This window comes from Comamonas odontotermitis (assembly GCF_014207855.1).
GTDB classification, from domain to species: Bacteria; Pseudomonadota; Gammaproteobacteria; order Burkholderiales; family Burkholderiaceae_C; genus Comamonas; species Comamonas odontotermitis_A.
Genome location: NZ_JACHKZ010000010.1, coordinates 42,291 through 59,416, shown reverse-complemented (window position 1 = coordinate 59,416; position 17,126 = coordinate 42,291). Strand labels below are relative to the sequence as shown.

General features: G+C 60.2%; 13 protein-coding genes and 4 tRNA genes. 9 read left to right on the top strand and 8 right to left on the bottom strand.

The window, feature by feature from the left end; translation table 11 throughout:
* Positions 1-86: 86 nt before the first annotated feature.
* Positions 87-2,690, top strand: coding sequence for a [protein-PII] uridylyltransferase (locus tag HNP33_RS09920; RefSeq protein ID WP_184707843.1), 2,604 nt, complete (start codon positions 87-89; stop codon positions 2,688-2,690).
* A 66-nt stretch (positions 2,691-2,756) separates the two neighbouring features.
* Here HNP33_RS09920 and def read toward each other — a convergent pair whose 3' ends face one another.
* Entirely contained in the window at positions 2,757-3,296 is a 540-nt protein-coding gene (gene def / locus HNP33_RS09915) for a peptide deformylase (RefSeq protein WP_184707841.1), read from the bottom strand.
* A gap of 107 nt (positions 3,297-3,403) precedes the next feature.
* On the opposite strand from def, the gene HNP33_RS09910 reads away from it, so the two are divergent.
* The 8 genes from HNP33_RS09910 to HNP33_RS09875 all read left to right on the top strand — a co-directional run bounded on the left by HNP33_RS09910 (position 3,404) and on the right by HNP33_RS09875 (position 6,928).
* Positions 3,404-3,871 (top strand): YbaN family protein, encoded by a 468-nt coding sequence (locus HNP33_RS09910; protein ID WP_184707839.1) that lies wholly within the window; start codon positions 3,404-3,406, stop codon positions 3,869-3,871.
* A 49-nt stretch (positions 3,872-3,920) separates the two neighbouring features.
* Positions 3,921-3,996, top strand: a tRNA-Asn gene (locus tag HNP33_RS09905).
* A 48-nt stretch (positions 3,997-4,044) separates the two neighbouring features.
* Positions 4,045-4,120 (top strand) — tRNA-Asn (locus tag HNP33_RS09900).
* A 51-nt stretch (positions 4,121-4,171) separates the two neighbouring features.
* A tRNA-Asn gene (locus HNP33_RS09895) sits at positions 4,172-4,247 on the top strand.
* Positions 4,248-4,301: 54 nt separating this feature from the next.
* A tRNA-Asn gene (locus HNP33_RS09890) sits at positions 4,302-4,377 on the top strand.
* 146 nt (positions 4,378-4,523) lie between these two features.
* A complete protein-coding gene (gene aat / locus HNP33_RS09885; RefSeq protein ID WP_325064922.1) occupies positions 4,524-5,312 on the top strand; it encodes a leucyl/phenylalanyl-tRNA--protein transferase in 789 nt (262 codons plus the stop codon).
* A complete protein-coding gene (locus HNP33_RS09880; RefSeq protein ID WP_184707837.1) occupies positions 5,305-6,066 on the top strand; it encodes an arginyltransferase in 762 nt (253 codons plus the stop codon). Before aat ends, HNP33_RS09880 begins: the two co-directional genes overlap by 8 nt.
* A gap of 64 nt (positions 6,067-6,130) precedes the next feature.
* On the top strand, positions 6,131-6,928 hold the full coding sequence (locus tag HNP33_RS09875) for an IclR family transcriptional regulator (RefSeq protein WP_184707834.1): 798 nt from the start codon (positions 6,131-6,133) through the stop codon (positions 6,926-6,928).
* A gap of 113 nt (positions 6,929-7,041) precedes the next feature.
* Here the strand turns inward: HNP33_RS09875 and HNP33_RS09870 are convergent, their stop codons facing one another.
* The 7 genes from HNP33_RS09870 to HNP33_RS09840 all read right to left on the bottom strand — a co-directional run bounded on the left by HNP33_RS09870 (position 7,042) and on the right by HNP33_RS09840 (position 16,972).
* The gene (locus HNP33_RS09870) at positions 7,042-8,232 is read right to left on the bottom strand and encodes a serine hydrolase (protein ID WP_418903833.1); all 1,191 of its coding nucleotides are present in this window, start codon (positions 8,230-8,232) and stop codon (positions 7,042-7,044) included.
* 117 nt (positions 8,233-8,349) lie between these two features.
* The gene (locus tag HNP33_RS09865; RefSeq protein WP_184707829.1) at positions 8,350-9,888 is read right to left on the bottom strand and encodes a 2-isopropylmalate synthase; all 1,539 of its coding nucleotides are present in this window, start codon (positions 9,886-9,888) and stop codon (positions 8,350-8,352) included.
* Between the two features lie 119 nt (positions 9,889-10,007).
* A complete protein-coding gene (gene leuA / locus HNP33_RS09860; RefSeq protein ID WP_184707827.1) occupies positions 10,008-11,747 on the bottom strand; it encodes a 2-isopropylmalate synthase in 1,740 nt (579 codons plus the stop codon).
* A 223-nt stretch (positions 11,748-11,970) separates the two neighbouring features.
* Positions 11,971-12,858, bottom strand: a complete 888-nt coding sequence (gene pssA / locus HNP33_RS09855) for a CDP-diacylglycerol--serine O-phosphatidyltransferase (RefSeq protein ID WP_184707825.1) — start codon at positions 12,856-12,858, stop codon at positions 11,971-11,973.
* Between the two features lie 313 nt (positions 12,859-13,171).
* Positions 13,172-14,188 carry a ketol-acid reductoisomerase gene (gene ilvC, locus HNP33_RS09850; protein WP_184707823.1) on the bottom strand — a complete coding sequence of 339 codons (1,017 nt, stop codon included), beginning with the start codon at positions 14,186-14,188 and terminating at the stop codon, positions 13,172-13,174.
* Between the two features lie 355 nt (positions 14,189-14,543).
* Entirely contained in the window at positions 14,544-15,035 is a 492-nt protein-coding gene (gene ilvN / locus HNP33_RS09845) for an acetolactate synthase small subunit (RefSeq protein WP_184707821.1), read from the bottom strand.
* A gap of 143 nt (positions 15,036-15,178) precedes the next feature.
* Positions 15,179-16,972 carry an acetolactate synthase 3 catalytic subunit gene (locus HNP33_RS09840; RefSeq protein ID WP_184707819.1) on the bottom strand — a complete coding sequence of 598 codons (1,794 nt, stop codon included), beginning with the start codon at positions 16,970-16,972 and terminating at the stop codon, positions 15,179-15,181.
* Between the last annotated feature and the right edge of the window lie 154 nt (positions 16,973-17,126).

Genomic DNA, 17,126 nt, shown 5'->3' with positions numbered 1-17,126 from the left:
AGATGAAGGCTGGCACAGCACATGCTTATGGGAATCATTGGTTTTCCGCTATGGCACACTGCCATGGACCGCTTTGACTTGCACCCATGAACGATCCCCGCATTCCGCAGCTGCGTGAGCAGTACCAGGCCCGGCGCGCCACCTTGTTCGAGGCCATCATGGCTGGGGGCAGCAGTACGCGCGGCATTCAGACGCAGTTGCGCAAGCTGTCCACCCTGGCTGATGGACTGCTGCGCGACCTGTGGCATCTGGCCGAACTGCCTGACCAGCTCAGTCTGGTCGCCGTAGGTGGCTTTGGCCGGGGCAAACTGTTTCCCCACTCCGACATCGATGTACTGGTGCTGCTGCCCGACGGCACCGATCTGGAGCACGACGCGCCCTTGCGCACCAGAATCGAGCATTTCATCGGCTCGTGCTGGGACGCCGGGCTGGAAATCGGCTCCAGCGTGCGCACCATCGTGCAATGCATCACAGAAGCCAGGGCCGATGTCACCGTACAGACAGCCATGCTGGAGTCGCGCCGCATCACCGGTTCTGCGCCGTTGTACCGGCAATTCCAGGGAGCGCTGGACCAGGCCATCAGCCCAGACGCCTTTGTGGTGGCCAAGGTGCTGGAGATGCAGCAGCGCCACAACAAGTACGAAAATACCGCCTACTCCCTGGAGCCCAACTGCAAGGAATCACCCGGCGGCCTGCGCGATCTGCAGACCATCATCTGGCTGGGCCGCGCCACGGGTCTGGGCGACAGCTGGAAGGCGCTGGCAGCCAAGGGCCTGGCTACCGTCTACGAAGTGCGCAACCTGAAGCGCAATGAAGACCTGATCTGCCTCATCCGCGCACGACTGCACATTGTGGCCCGGCGGCGCGAAGACCGTCTGGTGTTCGACCTGCAAACACCGGTGGCCGAATCCTTCGGCTTCAAGACGGAAACACCGGTCGGACACCGCTTCCCCAAGCGCGCCAGTGAGGAGCTGATGAAGCGCTACTACTGGGCCGCCAAGGCCGTGGCGCAACTCACGCAGATTCTGCTGCTCAACATCGACGAGCGCCTGCACCCAGCCAGCCACTCGCTGCGCCGCATCGACGACGAGTTTTACGAAAAGGCCGGACTCATTGAAGTGGCCGATGACGAGGTGTACCTGCGCAACCCGCACGCCATTCTGCGCACTTTCCTGCTGTACGAAACAGAGCCGGGCCTCACCGACCTGTCGGCCCGCACTTTCCGAGCGCTCTACCATGCGCGCCGGGTAATGACTGCCAGCTTTCGCAGGGATCCTGTCAACCGCGCCACCTTCATGCAGATCCTGCAGCAGCCGCAAGGCATCACCCATGCGATGCGTCTGATGAACCAGACCTCCGTGCTCGGCCGCTACCTGTGGCCCTTCCGCCGCATCGTGGGACAAATGCAGCACGACCTGTTCCACGTTTACACGGTCGATCAGCACATTCTGATGGTGCTGCGCAACGTACGGCGCTTCTTCATGGCCGAACATGCCCATGAATATCCATATTGCTCACAACTGGCCGCAGGCTGGGACAAGCCGTGGATTCTGTACCTTGCAGCGCTCTTTCATGACATCGGCAAGGGACGCGGCGGCGATCACTCGGAAATTGGCGCCGCCGAAGTCAAGCGCTTCTGCCGCGACCACCGGGTTGCGAAAGAAGACGCCCTGCTGGTGGAATTTCTGGTGCGCGAGCACCTCACCATGAGCCAGGTGGCGCAGAAGCAAGATACGTCCGATCCCGAAGTGATTGCAGCCTTTGCCCAGCGTGTGCACAACGAGCGCTACCTCACGGCTCTCTACCTGCTGACAGTGGCGGATATCCGCGGCACCAGCCCCAAGGTGTGGAACGGCTGGAAAGGCAAACTGCTGGAAGACCTGTACCGCGCCACGTTGCGCATGCTGGGCGGGCGGGCGCCCGATCTGGCGGCACAGGCGGAAATCCGCAAGCGCGAAGCACTGGTGATGCTCGCGCTCTCGGCCCAGCCGCACGAATCGCACAAAACCCTGTGGGACACCCTAGGGGTGGACTACTTCATGCGGCAGGAGGCTGCCGACATTGCCTGGCACACCCGCCACCTCTCGCGTCAGGTGGGGAGCAGCACACCCATCGTGCGCGCCCGCCAGTCGCTCGCGGGTGAGGGCCTGCAGGTCATGGTGTATACGCCCGACCAGCCCGACCTGTTTGCCCGCATCTGTGGTTACTTCGACCGTGCCGGTTTCTCGATCCTCGATGCCCGGGTGCACACGGCCCTCAACCGCTACGCACTCGACACCTTCCAGGTAATTGCCACCAATGCTCCGCAAAGCTACCGAGAGCTGATCAATCTGGTGGAGAGCGAGCTGAGCCGCACGCTGGCGGAAGCCAAGCCCCTGCCCGAGCCGGTACAGCGCCGCGTTTCGCGCCGCGTCAAAAGCTTTCCGGTTGCGCCGCGCGTACTGCTGCGGCCTGACGACAAAGGCCAGCGCTGGCTGCTGTCCATTTCTGCCGCCGATCGCGCAGGCCTTTTGTATACCGTGGCCCGCGTCCTGGCCCGCCACCAGCTGAGCGTGGAACTGGCCAAGATCAGCACCCTGGGAGAGCGGGTGGAAGATAGCTTTCTGCTGCAGGGCCCCGAGTTGCAGAACAATGTGAGCCAGATTGCCATCGAGACAGAGCTGCTGTGGGCCCTGGCGGCACACCCATGAGCAGTTTCTCTGTATAAAATCAGCCTCAGCGCTTACCCACAAAGCGCTGATAGCTATTGTTTTTGATCAATCGTCTTCAGCAGCGCTGATATCAGGAAACAGCACCTCGGTAAAGCCAAACTGCGTGAAGTCGCGCATCCGCATGGGATAGAGCTTGCCCCACAGGTGATCGCACTCATGCTGCACCACGCGCGCATGAAAGCCCTCGGCCACCCGGTCAATCGCATCGCCATACTGGTCAAAACCGGTGTAGCGGATTTTCTGCCAGCGCGGCACCAGCCCCCGCATGCCGGGCACGGACAGGCAACCCTCCCAGTCACTGGCCTCTTCATCCGACAGAGGCGTGATGACGGGATTGATCAGCACCGTTGGCGGCACCAGGGGCCGATCGGGGTAGCGCGGATTGCGCTCATTGGAGCCAAAAAACACCACCTGCTGGTCCACGCCGATCTGTGGCGCCGCCAGGCCTGCCCCTTGCGCAGCACGCATGGTATCGAGCAGATCCTGCACCAGCTGGTGTAGCGCATCGGTGTCGAATGCGGTGACGGGCTGCGCCGTGCGCAGCAACCGTGCGTCGCCCATTTTCAAGATCGGATGAATTGCCATTGCGGCATGGTAGCGCAATGCATACCGATTCGTTGGCACGCGCGCTCTCGCAGGCTCGCTTGCCCGGTATCCGCCTATTGTCTTGCCGGCAGATGCACAATGGCGGCATGCCCGAGCCCCGCGTGCCCTCCCCGCCACTGCATGGCAATGCGCCTCCTGCGTACTGCCCCATCCGCAGCCCACTGCTGCGTTGGCTCCTGCTGCTTGGTGCGGTGGTCAGTCTGTGCATGGGCGTCGTGGGCATCTTTGTTCCAGGGCTGCCCACCACAGTATTCATTCTGATTGCCGGGGCCTGTGCGGCTCGCAGTTCAGAACGCCTGCATGGCTGGCTCTGGCGGCACAGGCTATTTGGCGGCATGCTGCGCAACTGGGCTGCAGGCGGCTTTGTGAGCCGCCGGGCCAAGTGGAACGCCACCGCCACCATGGCGGTCTGCGCGCTCATCATGCTGCTGGTGCCTGCGCCCGTCTGGGCCAAGGCCTTGTCCATCGGCTGCATGGCCTGCGTGCTTGTCTGGCTGTGGTGCCGGCCGGAACCTGCTGGCGATGCAGCCCCTGCCGGAAATCCCAAAAAATAATTGCTTCACTTTTTGAAGCCTGAAATTCGTTCTATAATTGCGGTCTTGTTCCTCAATAGCTCAGTCGGTAGAGCGCCGGACTGTTAATCCGTAGGTCCCTGGTTCGAGCCCAGGTTGAGGAGCCAAAGAATTTTTTCGGCTTTGCAATCGAACAAAGCCTTGTTTACCGATATTCCTCAATAGCTCAGTTGGTAGAGCGCCGGACTGTTAATCCGTAGGTCCCTGGTTCGAGCCCAGGTTGAGGAGCCATCACACACACCGCCCTGCAATCGCTCAGGGCACACTGTCAAACCGACACATTCCTCAATAGCTCAGTTGGTAGAGCGCCGGACTGTTAATCCGTAGGTCCCTGGTTCGAGCCCAGGTTGAGGAGCCAAAACCGGGCGTCTTGCAATTGCACAAGGTTGCCGCCAAAAATTTGTACCGATATTCCTCAATAGCTCAGTCGGTAGAGCGCCGGACTGTTAATCCGTAGGTCCCTGGTTCGAGCCCAGGTTGAGGAGCCAGATCAAAACCCATATGCCCAGGCATATGGGTTTTTTCTTTGGCGCCCCGCCACCCGAAAGCGTCATTCAAAAGCCAGCCCAGGGCTTTACCCGGGGCCAATTTCCAGCACAATGCAGGGTGATTTTTTCATCGTGAGACTGCCAACGTGCCGCGCCCATTGCCGCCACTGCCCTGGCTGGAGCCAGACGATCCATTTCCCCCAGTGGAGCAAGCCTGGGGAGCCCATACCCCCCACCCTGGCCTGCTGGCTGCAGGCGGCAGGCTCGACAGTGCCCGTCTGCAACAAGCCTACCGGCACGGCATCTTTCCCTGGTTCAGCGGAGATTCGCCAATCCTCTGGTGGTCCACCGATCCGCGCATGGTATTGCAGCCCGCGCACTTCCGTCTGCACCGCTCACTCAGGCAAGCCCTGCGCAAAGCGGAGGCAACACCAGGTTTTGCGCTGCGCATCGACAGCGATTTCCCCGCTGTGATTCGCGCCTGCAGCCAGATCAGCCGGGATGGCCAGGACGGCACCTGGATCGTGGACGACATCCAGTCCGCTTACACCCAGCTTCACCATGATGGTTTTGCCCACAGCGTTGAAGTGTGGATGAACGAAGAGCTGGTAGCGGGGCTGTATTGTGTAGCCATCGGCCGCGCCGTATTTGGCGAATCCATGTTCACCACCATCAGCAATGGCTCCAAGATCGCCCTTGCCGCGCTGGTGGCGCTGTGCCGGCGCGAGGGGGTGACAATGATCGATTGCCAGCAGAACACTGGCCATCTGGCCTTCATGGGCGCAGCCGAAATCCCCCGCGCGCAATTTGTGGCTCACGTTGCAGAGCAGGTGCAGCAACCCGCAATGCGCTGGGAGTTTGCAGCCAGCGATTGGGCTGACATAATCCCACTATCTGAAATGACATTTCCACATACGGCACATACGGATGAGTAGGCTCAACGAACTTCCGTTGCATTCGCTGCAGTTCTATGCAACGGCACCCTACCCCTGCAGCTACCTGAGCGAGCGCATGGCCCGTTCGCAGGTGGCCACGCCCAGCCATGCGATTCAGAACGATGTGTATTCGGAGCTGATCCAGCAGGGCTTTCGCCGCAGCGGCCTGTTCACCTACCGTCCGTACTGCGACGGCTGCCAGGCCTGCGTGCCGCTGCGCGTAGCAGCACTTGATTTCAAGCCCAAGCGCCACCAGCGCCGTGCCCTCAAGGAGCACCAGAACCTGGAAGTTCGCGTACTTCCCCTGGGTTTTCTGCGCGAGCACTATGAGCTGTATCTGCGCTACCAGGCTGCACGCCATACCGGCGGTGGCATGGACGAAGACAGTGTCGAGCAGTACTCGCAATTCATGCTGCAAAGCCGCGTCAACAGCCGTCTGGTGGAATTTCGCCTGCCCGGTGCCCAGCCGCAGCAGCCCGGCCCGCTCAAGATGGTGTCGATCATCGACATCCTCAATGACGGCCTCTCAGCCGTCTACACCTTCTACGAGCCCGAGCCCCACACCAGCTACGGCACCTACAACGTGCTGTGGCAGATTGCGCAATGCCGCACCATGGGCCTGCCCTACCTGTACCTGGGCTACTGGATCGAAGAGAGCCGCAAGATGCAATACAAGGCCGATTACCAGCCCTATGAGGTCTATGTGGATCAGCGCTGGCAACCTGCCAGTTTTGCTATACATTCTGCAGCTTGATGCGCTTGCCCCTCAAGCACCACATTCTCTTTTTGCTTTTCGCCATTACACCGCCACCCAACGCATGACCAAACCACACCACGACACCGCCGCCAAACCCAGCGTGCAAGTGCTAGAGCGCATGTTCACACTGCTGGATGTGCTCGCCTCGCGCGAGGAAGCGGTGTCGCTGAAAGAGCTGAGCGAAATCACCGGCCTGCACCCGTCCACCACGCACCGCATCCTCAATGACCTGACCATTGGCCGCTTCGTCGACCGCCCCGAATCGGGCAGCTATCGCCTGGGCATGCGGCTTCTGGAGCTGGGCAACCTCGTGAAAGCCCGCATCAACGTGCGCGAAGTGGCCCTGCTGCCCATGCGCCGTCTGCATCTGGCCACGCAGCAGGCCATCAATCTGAGCATGCGCCAGGGTGACGAGATCGTGTATGTGGAGCGCAGCTTTTCTGAACGCTCGGGCATGCAGGTGGTGCGCGCCATTGGCGGCCATGCGCCGCTGCATCTCACCTCCACAGGCAAGCTGTTTCTGGCAGCCGAAGAGCCCGAGCGTGTTCGCGCCTACGCCATGCGCACGGGCCTGGCCGGCAATACCAAGAACAGCATCACCAATCTGGCTGTGCTGGAGCGCGAACTCTCCAAAACCCGCCAATACGGCCTTGCGCGCGACAATGAAGAGTTGGAGCTGGGCGTGCGCTGCATGGCAGCAGGCATTTACGACGACCAGGGCCGCCTCGTTGCCGGCCTGTCCGTTTCCGCCCCCGCAGACCGGCTGGACGACAACTGGACGAGCAAGCTGCAGGCCACCGCCACTGAAATCTCTGCCGCACTGGGTTTTGAAGAGCGCAAGTCGGCGGTAGCCCGCTGAACCATCTGCGCCACCTCGTTCTGCCCTCTTTATGAAAAAAACCTGCCAATGGCAGGTTTTTTTATAAGCCGTTGATGGCCGGCGTACAGACAAGCAGTGGTAATCCGTAGCAATCAGTGCTTGGCCAGCAATCGTCCGCCCGAGCCTTCGACCCAGTGGCGCACACGCTCGGCGTCCGCCAGACGGCTGAAGCGGCCAGCAGAATCCAGGAACACCATGATCAGCTTGCGGCCAGCCACCTGGGCTTGCAGCACCAGACAGCGACCGGCTTCAGAGATGTAGCCCGTCTTTTGCAGGCCGATGTTCCAATCGGGGTTGTGAACGAGGCGGTTGGTATTGTTGAACTGCACCGTTCGCTCGCCCACTTCCACCTGGTAAGACGGCGAGGTGGTCAGCTCACGCAGCAAAGGATCGGAGTGCGCCACATTCACCAGAGTTGCCAGATCGTGCGCGCTGGATTGGTTGGAGCTGGACAGCCCCGTGGGCTCCACATAGCGGGTATCGGCCATGCCCAGCATCTTTGCCTTCATGTTCATCTGGCCCACAAACGAAGACATGCCACCAGGAAAAGTGCGCCCCAGCGCATGGGCAGCGCGGTTTTCGCTGGACATCAGCGCCAGGTGCAGCAGCTCGCCACGCATCAAGGTCGTGCCAACGCGCAGGCGCGAGCTGCTGTGCTTTTCAGTATCCACGTCGTCTTGCGTGATGGTGATCTCTTCATCCATCGGCAAGTTCGCCTGGGAAATGATCAGCCCCGTCATCAGCTTGGTGAGCGAGGCAATTGGCAGCACGGCATGGTCATTTTTGGACAGCAGCACTTCATGCGTATCCTGATCCAGCACCAGCGCCACGCTGGACTTGAGCGCCAGCGGATCCATGACATCATGCAGCCCGGCCATCTGGCCGAAGGATTGGCGCGCTGGAGCAGCTTCCACAGCGACCAGGGCCGCCGCTGCTGCAGCGGCGCGTGCGTGGCGCCTGCCCCCCTTATCAGCCTTATCTGCCTTGCCAGCCTTGGCCACCACCGTCTTGCCCTTGGTACCCTTGCCCGCTGATTTGTCCGCTACTTTTTTGGAAGAGCCTTTGGAGGCAACTGCCTCCTTGTGCGCGCGACCATTGCGCTCGCCCTTTTGGGCAGCAGCCGCCTGCTTCTTGCCAGCCTTGGCTTCTACATGGACCTTGGCAGGGGCAGCTTTCTTTTTGGTAGCAGCATAGGCATGCGGCATACCGACGCCAATTGCCAACGCACAGATTGCAAAAATGTGTGAAAAACGACGCAAAACACTGCGGTTGGATGGCGCCATTATTCTGCTCCCTACAAAAACGATAGCTGAAGATAAAATTCGGAATCTAAAAAGTCGCGCAATTTCATTAACTTACGCGACTCTTCAATTATTTAAGTGAAATTATATTCCGAAGCCTCATCCTTGTGCAGCTACCTTCTCCGTAGGATTTTGTAACTTATTGAGCGCGGCGATGTAAGCCTTCGCCGACGCGACCACGATATCGGGGTCGGCGCCCACGCCATTGACGATACGACCGCCCTGCTGCAAGCGCACGGTCACCTCGCCCTGGCTCTCGGTGGAGCCGCTGATGGCGTTGACCGCATACAGCACCATTTCAGCGCCACTCTTGGCCTGCGACTCAATCGCCTTCATCGAGGCATCCACCGGGCCGTTGCCGGTGGATTCGCCCTTCACTTCCTTGCCATGGGCCATCAGCACCACGGTCGCCTTGGGCTGCTCGCCCGTCTCGCTCGCCTGCGCCAGCGAAACGAAGCGGAAGGCTTCGGAATCGCCATGTGTACCTTCGGTGTTGACCAGTGCCAGAATGTCCTCGTCGAAGATTTCGCTCTTGCGGTCGGCCAGATCCTTGAAGCGCGCAAAGGCGGCATTGATGTCGCTCTCGCTCTCCATCACCACACCCAGCTCCTGCAGGCGTTGCTTGAAGGCATTGCGGCCAGACAACTTGCCCAGCACGATCTTGTTGGCGCTCCAGCCCACGTCTTCCGCACGCATGATCTCGTAGGTGTCACGCGCCTTCAGCACTCCGTCCTGGTGAATGCCCGAGGCATGGGCAAACGCATTGGCGCCCACCACGGCCTTATTGGGTTGCACGACGAAGCCGGTGGTCTGGCTCACCATCTTGCTGGCGGCAACAATGTGCTGCGTGTCGATATTGACATCCAGACCAAAGTAGTCACGGCGCGTCTTGACGGCCATCACCACTTCTTCGAGCGAGCAATTGCCCGCGCGCTCACCCAGGCCATTGATGGTGCATTCCACCTGGCGCGCGCCGCCAATCTTGACGCCGGCCAACGAATTGGCAACGGCCATGCCCAGATCGTTATGGCAATGCACCGACCAGACAGCCTTGTCGCTGTTGGGAATGCGCTCGCGCAGGTTCTTGATGAAGTTGCCGTACAGCTCAGGGATGGCGTAGCCCACCGTGTCGGGCACATTGATGGTGGTGGCGCCTTCGGCAATCACCGCCTCGATCACGCGGCAGAGAAAATCCGGGTCGCTGCGGTAGCCGTCTTCGGGGCTGAATTCGATGTCTCCCACCAGGTTGCGGGCAAAGCGTACCGACATCCGGGCCTGCTCGAACACTTCGTCGGGCGACATGCGCAGCTTTTTCTCCATGTGCAGCGGGCTGGTTGCAATGAAGGTGTGGATACGTGCGCGGTTGGCAGGCTTGAGCGCTTCTGCGGCGCGGGCGATGTCACGGTCGTTGGCACGGGCCAGCGAGCACACGGTGGAATCCTTGATGATCGACGCGATGCTCTGCACGCAATCGAAATCACCGTTGGAGCTAGCCGCAAAGCCCGCTTCGATCACGTCCACCTTCAGGCGTTCCAACTGGCGGGCAATGCGCAGCTTCTCGTCCTTGGTCATCGAAGCGCCTGGCGACTGTTCGCCGTCACGCAAGGTGGTGTCAAAAATAATCAGTTGATCGCTCATCGTGTTCTCCATGGCATGGGTTTGCAGGCAGCGCTTTTGGCACCACCTCTGTTATTCAATGCGCAGCACGCCCGCAGCCGGGCTCAACCCGACAGTGTACGTGCTTTGCCTGCATTTGCTTACGCGGCAACCGTGTCGCCCGCTGGCGTATTCACACGGGTGACAGCGCCGCTGCGCGCCAGGGCGCTCATCACGGCGCGGAAGGCCGCCTGGGTAATGTTGCTGTCCATGCCTGCGCCATACAGGGTCTGGCTCTCGTTCACCCGCAACTCTACATAGGCTGCGGCCTTGGCATTGGCACCGTTCTGGCCTCCTGCGCTACCAGCGAAAGCGCCACCAGCTACGGAATGCATAGCGTGCTCACTGTAATCCAGCACCCGTACCGGCACGCCGGTAGCGCTGCTGATGGCGTGAACAAAGGCATCGATGGGGCCGTTGCCTTGTCCTTGCACCGCAATGGACTGGCCCGCAATCTGTACCCTGCCGGATACCCGCACCTCGCCCTCGTTGCTGCCTGCAGGCTCCACGCGGCATTGGGCGACGGCATAGTTGGCATCCAGCTGGTATTCGCGCTCAAAGATCTGCCACAAGTCCTTCGCCGTGAATTCAGTGCCCGTCACATCCATGGCGCGTTGCACCACCTGGCTGAACTCAATCTGCAGGCGGCGCGGCATAGTAAGGCCATATTCCTCTTCGAGCAGATACGAGATACCGCCCTTGCCCGACTGGCTGTTGACGCGGATCACCGCCTCATAGCTGCGACCCAGGTCCTTGGGGTCGATCGGCAGATACGGCATCTCCCACACATCGCCTTCGTTACGCGCCGCAAAAGCTTTCTTGATGGCATCCTGGTGCGAGCCGGAGAACGATGTATAGACCAGATCACCCGCATAGGGATGGCGGGCTGGCACGGGCAGCTGGTTGCAGTGTTCGACCTCGGCACGAATCGCATCGATGTCCGAGAAATCGAGCCCGGGCGACACGCCCTGCACATACATGTTGAGCGCCACGTTCACGATGTCGAGATTGCCGGTGCGTTCGCCATTGCCGAACAGGCATCCCTCCACTCGGTGCGCCCCCGCCAGCAGCGCCATTTCGGCACTGGCGGTGCCGGTGCCACGGTCGTTGTGCGGGTGCACCGACACCACGACTTCCGGGCGGCCCTTGAACTGCCGCACCATCCATTCAATCTGGTCGGCAAACACATTGGGCGTGGTGTTTTCTACCGTGGTGGGCAGGTTCAGGATGATGTCGCGGCCCGCACCCCAGGCAGCAATCGCGGTTTCGCAGGCCTGCAGCGAAACATCGAGCTCTGCCAACGAGAAAGTCTCGGGCGAATACTGCAAGATCCATTCGGTGCCCGGCTGGGCATCGGTCAAGGCCTTCAGGTGAGTCACCTGCGACTGCACCAGGTCCATCACCTCGGGCACGCTCATGCCAAACACCACCTTGCGCCATACGGGAGCTACCGCGTTGTAGATGTGAACGATGGCGCGCGGCGCGCCTTGCAGGGCTTCTACGGTGCGGGTGATGAGCTCGGGGCGGGCCGGTGTCATGACCTGGATCGTCACATCGGCGGGAATCCGCTTTTCCTCGATCAGCTGACGCACGAAATCGAATTCGATCTGCGACGAGGCCGGAAAGCCGACTTCGATCTCCTTGAAGCCGATCTTGACCAGCATGTCGAACATCCGCAGCTTGCGCGCCAGATCCATGGGCTCAATCAGGGCCTGGTTGCCATCGCGCAGATCGGTGGACAGCCAGATGGGTGCCTGGGTGATCTGGGCATCGGGCCAGGTGCGGTCTTGCAACTGAACGGCAGGAAAGGCGCGGTACTTGCTGGCAGGGTTCTTCAACATGGTTGTCTGGTCTTTCTCATCGAAACAAAAAGTTCGGGGGTGGAAACCAGCAACCTGCAAAAAACAGAATCGGCCCGTTGCTGGTGCAAACGGGCCGATGGATGTAGGGTGAAAACTGTGCGCGCTACTCTACCTGCCCGTTGGACATTAGTAGTAGAGCTAGGGACAGGTTTTGCATGTGGGCTACTCTAACACAGGTTTTTCGGCCTGTGCAACAGATTCTTCAATCATGGTGCAGACCGCGCTCATCGGGCTCGTCGGTCGAAGTGGCCACAATCGATACCTGCTGGCCCTTGGCACGGCGCCATGCATAGATGATGTAACCCGAGACGGAGTACGCCACAAAGATCAGGAACAGCATGGTTGCCGGCTCAATACTCACCAGCGCCAGCACCAGCACCACCACCACGAGCGAGATGAATGGCACGCTCTTGGCCATGCCCGCATCCTTGAAGCTGTAGTACGGGATGTTCGTCACCATGGTCAGCCCCGCAAACAGGGTGATGGCGAACATGATCCACGACAGGTCTTCACGGCTCGCAGGATGGCCGCCGAACAGGGCAATCACCTCGCCAAAGATCGGCACATCGCGGTGCGACACCAACAGCGCGCTGGTCAGCCAGATGAAACCCGCCACCAGGGCCGCAGCCGCTGGCGAAGGCATGCCCTGGAAGTAGCGCTTGTCCACCACGCCCGTATTGACGTTGAAGCGCGCCAGACGCAGTGCAGCGCACGAGCAATAGACAAAAGCGGCAATCCAGCCCCAGCGGCCCAGCGGGCGCAGAGCCCATTCATAAGCGATGAGCGCAGGCGCCGCACCAAAGGACACCATGTCCGAGAGCGAATCCATCTGCTCGCCAAAGGCGCTTTGGGTGTGCGTCATACGGGCCACGCGGCCGTCCAGACTGTCGAGCACCATGGCACAGAACACGCCCACGGCGGCGGCCTCAAAGCGGCCGTTCATCGCCATCACAATGGCGTAGAACCCGCCAAACAGTGCCGCCAGGGTGAAGGAATTGGGCAGCACATAAATGCCTTTGCGCCACCGGCGGTGCGCAGCAGCCGGGCCTTCTGCGCCCTGCCTGGGCTTGGTTCCGTTGTTATCCAGCATCCAATTAAACTCCAGCGCTTTCTACAACAGCGCAATCAGCTATCAATTTTATAGTTTTCTACAAAGCCAGTGCCTTGTAATGCACGGCCCCCAGTGTACCTTTACCGCTACGGCTCCCAGCCCAGGAAAACACCGCGCCAGGGTACGCCAGCAGTCAGCCCGCCATACGGCAGCCCCAGGCATCGCCGCACACGCAGCAGGTGTGTAACACGTGCTTTCCCGGTGAGCATTGCCCTACAACAAAAAGGACTGCCGAAGCAGTCCTTTGGAATCACTGGCAGCAGCCGCCTGCGCGGCCGCAGCAGCGCACTGATCAGTTGCGGGTCTGGTCCACCAGCTTGTTCTTGGCAATCCAGGGCATCATCGCGCGCAGTTGGCCACCCACCTTCTCGATCTGGTGATCGGCGGTGTTGCGGCGGCGAGCGGTCATGCTGGGGTAGCCCAGGCGGCCTTCCGAGATGAACATCTTGGCGTATTCGCCGTCTTGAATACGCTTCAAGGCATTGCGCATGGCCTTGCGCGATTCTTCGTTGATGACTTCGGGGCCCGTCACGTATTCGCCGTACTCGGCGTTGTTCGACACCGAGTAGTTCATGTTAGCGATACCGCCTTCGTAGATCAGGTCCACGATCAGCTTGAGCTCATGCAGGCACTCGAAGTAGGCCATTTCGGGCGCGTAGCCGGCTTCCACCAGGGTTTCGAAGCCCATCTTCACCAGCTCGACGGCACCGCCGCACAACACGGCCTGCTCGCCGAACAGGTCGGTCTCGGTTTCTTCCTTGAAATCGGTTTCGATGATACCGGCCTTGCCGCCGCCATTGGCCATGGCGTAAGACAGCGCCAGATCACGGGCCTTGCCGGACTTGTCCTGGTGCACGGCGATCAGGTGAGGCACGCCGCCGCCCTGGGTATAGGTGTTGCGCACGGTGTGGCCAGGCGCCTTGGGAGCAACCATCCACACATCCAGATCCGCGCGAGGCACGACCTGGTTGTAATGCACGTTGAAGCCGTGAGCGAACACCAGCGAAGCGCCTTGCTTGATGTTGTCCTTGACGTTGTCGGTGTAGACCTTGGCGATGTCTTCGTCAGGCAACAGGATCATGACCACGTCAGCGGCCTTGACGGCATCATTGACTTCCATCACGGTCAGACCGGCTTTTTCAGCCTTGGGCCACGAAGCGCCGCCCTTGCGCAGGCCGACGATGACCTTCACGCCGCTGTCGTTCAGGTTCTGTGCGTGGGCGTGGCCTTGCGAGCCGTAGCCGATGATGGCGACAGTCTTGCCCTTGATGAGGGACAGATCACAGTCCTTGTCGTAAAAAACTTTCATGGTTCGCTCCGTTGGTATCAGTCAAAAAAATCAGAAATTCAAACAACCACTTGTCAAGAATCTGCATCGTCAGGGGGCCTTGCGGTGTTTCCTGAAGCCAGCAAATAAGCTCCCGCTACAAAAGCGCCCAATCCTACTATGAGTACTAGCCAGGGGTTGGTGCGCTGTGAAGCGTTTTCGTCGGGCTCGCCAGCGGTGCCATCACACAAACGCTGCTGTGTGAAAAGGTCTTGGTTCAAGCTGCAATCCGGGTCATCGGTCTGCACCCACGCCACCACCAGCACAAGCCCCACCAGCAACAGTCCCATGCCCGCAATCTGGCGGGAATGGCGCCGCAGCTGGTGCCACCAGCGCATTACACGCGCAAGATGCGTTCGCCGCGACCGATGCCGCTGGCACCGGTACGGACGGTTTCGAGAATGGCCGAGCGGTCAATCGCACTGAGGAACGCATCGTTCTTGGATTGATCGCCAGTCATCTCGATGGTGTAGCTCTTCTCGGTCACGTCGATGATGCGGCCGCGGAAGATGTCCGCCATGCGCTTCATCTCCTCCCGCTCCTTGCCCACTGCGCGCACCTTCACCATCATGAGCTCGCGCTCGGTGTAGGCGCCTTCGGTCAGATCGACCACCTTCACCACCTCGATCAGGCGGTTGAGGTGCTTGGTGATCTGCTCGATCACGTCGTCCGACCCCGCCGTGGTGATCGTCATGCGCGACAGCGATGCGTCTTCGGTGGGCGCCACGGTGAGCGATTCAATGTTGTAGCCACGGGCCGAGAACAGACCCACCACGCGCGACAAGGCGCCTGGTTCGTTCTCCAGGAGAACCGCAATGATGTGTTTCATGAAATGAGATTCCTCTTTTCGCTGCCCTCCCCCCGCACCGGTAAGTGCAGGGCTTGGCAGGCAATAGATTCGTCAATAAAGGGATTTGCTATTGAAAAATAAGCACTCAGCGCACGATGGGCGCGCGCCGAAAGACAAATTTCTTATAGATCTTCAGCGCCCAGCAGCATTTCGGTAATACCCTTACCGGCCTGCACCATAGGGAAGACGTTTTCCGTCGGATCCGTGCGGAAGTCGATGAACACGCTCTTGCGCTCTTCACGCGCAATGCGGCGTGCTTCGCGCAGCGCGGGCTCCACGTCTTCAGGCTTCTCGACCAGGATGCCGGCATGGCCAAAGGCCTCGGCCAGCTTCACGAAGTCGGGCAGCGAATCCATGTAGCTGTGGCTGTAGCGGCCGGAGTATTCGATCTCCTGCCACTGGCGCACCATACCCAGAAAGCGGTTGTTGAGCGCGCAGATGATGATAGGCGTCTCGTACTGGCGGCAGGTGGCCAGCTCTTGGATATTCATCTGCACCGAGCCTTCGCCGGTGATGCAGAACACTTCGGCATCGGGCTTGGCCAGCTTGATGCCCATGGCGTAAGGAATGCCGACGCCCATGGTGCCGAGGCCGCCCGAGTTGATCCAGCGGCGCGATTCCTCAAAGCGGTAGTACTGCGCAGCCCACATTTGGTGCTGGCCCACGTCGGAGGTGATGTAGCAGTCCGCATCCCGGGTCATGTTCCACAGGGTTTCGACCACGTATTGCGGCTTAATGACTTCCTTGTTGTCGCGGTCATAGCGCAGGCAATCGCGGCTGCGCCAGCCTTCAATCGTCTTCCACCACGCTTCCAGGGCCGCAGCATCGGGTTTGGTCTGCGCTTCACGAACCATGGCGATCAGCTCAGTCAGCACTTCCTTGCAATCGCCCACAATCGGCACATCGACCTTGACGCGCTTGGAAATGGACGATGGATCGATGTCGATATGGATGATCTTGCGATCTGCCACCGACATGAAGTGCTTGGGGTTGCCGATCACGCGGTCATCAAAGCGCGCACCCACGGCCAGCAGCACATCACAGTTCTGCATGGTGTTGTTGGCTTCAATGGTGCCGTGCATGCCGAGCATGCCCAGGTATTTCTTGTCGCTGGCCGGGTAGGCGCCCAGACCCAGCAGGGTATGGGTCACAGGATAGCCCAGCAAATCGACGAGCGTGCGCAGCTCCTGCTCGGCGCCGCTCAGCAGCACGCCGCCGCCCGTATAGATATAGGGGCGCTTGGCAGCCAGCAGCAACTGCAGTGCCTTGCGAATCTGGCCGCTGTGGCCCTTCTTGACCGGGTTGTACGATCGCATTTCCACCGTCTGTGGATAGCCGCTGTACGCCACCTTCTTGAAAGACACATCCTTGGGGATATCAACCACCACGGGGCCAGGACGGCCGGTGCGGGCAATATGGAAGGCCTTTTTCATCGTCATCGCCAGATCGCGCACGTCTTTCACGAGGAAGTTGTGCTTGACGATGGGACGGGTGATACCGACGGTATCGCACTCCTGGAAGGCATCGGAGCCGATGGCGGTGGTCGAGGTCTGCCCCGAGATCACCACGATGGGAATGCTGTCGGTATAGGCGGTGGCGATACCGGTCACCGCATTGGTCAGGCCCGGACCGGACGTGACCAGTGCCACACCCACTTCGCCCGTGGCCCGCGCATAGCCGTCAGCGGCGTGCACGGCAGCCTGTTCGTGGCGTACCAATACGTGGTTGATGGTGTCTTGCTTGTAGAGCGCGTCGTAGATGTACAGAACGGCGCCGCCTGGGTATCCCCACAGCTGCTGAACACCTTCTGCCTGCAGTGCCTTGACCAGCACTTCGGCGCCCATGAGATCTTGTGCTTTTTGTGCGGACTGATTGGCCGCTTGTGCCGAGTTTTGTTCGGCCTTGGACATTTCCATGATCAACCTTTGCGAATTTCTCTAACGAAAAACCTCTGGTGCCCCTTGCCCAGCTCTTGTGAAGCCTGCTTGGAACTTGAGGCCAACGGACATGGGCGAGATGCTTGCGACGCCGGACCGTGACCCTTTTGCCTTGATGTGACTTGAAAACATT

Excerpts from the sequence above, each read along its gene's own strand:
- HNP33_RS09865 (WP_184707829.1), bottom strand. The coding sequence starts at position 9,888 with ATGAGCGATCAACTGATTATTTTTGACACCACCTTGCGTGACGGCGAA.
- ilvC (WP_184707823.1), bottom strand. The coding sequence starts at position 14,188 with ATGAAAGTTTTTTACGACAAGGACTGTGATCTGTCCCTCATCAAGGGC.
- pssA (WP_184707825.1), bottom strand. The coding sequence starts at position 12,858 with ATGCTGGATAACAACGGAACCAAGCCCAGGCAGGGCGCAGAAGGCCCG.
- ilvN (WP_184707821.1), bottom strand. The coding sequence starts at position 15,035 with ATGAAACACATCATTGCGGTTCTCCTGGAGAACGAACCAGGCGCCTTG.
- HNP33_RS09870 (WP_418903833.1), bottom strand. The coding sequence starts at position 8,232 with ATGGCGCCATCCAACCGCAGTGTTTTGCGTCGTTTTTCACACATTTTT.
- def (WP_184707841.1), bottom strand. The coding sequence starts at position 3,296 with ATGGCAATTCATCCGATCTTGAAAATGGGCGACGCACGGTTGCTGCGC.
- HNP33_RS09910 (WP_184707839.1), top strand. The coding sequence starts at position 3,404 with ATGCCCGAGCCCCGCGTGCCCTCCCCGCCACTGCATGGCAATGCGCCT.
- HNP33_RS09880 (WP_184707837.1), top strand. The coding sequence starts at position 5,305 with ATGAGTAGGCTCAACGAACTTCCGTTGCATTCGCTGCAGTTCTATGCA.
- HNP33_RS09920 (WP_184707843.1), top strand. The coding sequence starts at position 87 with ATGAACGATCCCCGCATTCCGCAGCTGCGTGAGCAGTACCAGGCCCGG.
- HNP33_RS09875 (WP_184707834.1), top strand. The coding sequence starts at position 6,131 with ATGACCAAACCACACCACGACACCGCCGCCAAACCCAGCGTGCAAGTG.
- leuA (WP_184707827.1), bottom strand. The coding sequence starts at position 11,747 with ATGTTGAAGAACCCTGCCAGCAAGTACCGCGCCTTTCCTGCCGTTCAG.
- HNP33_RS09840 (WP_184707819.1), bottom strand. The coding sequence starts at position 16,972 with ATGGAAATGTCCAAGGCCGAACAAAACTCGGCACAAGCGGCCAATCAG.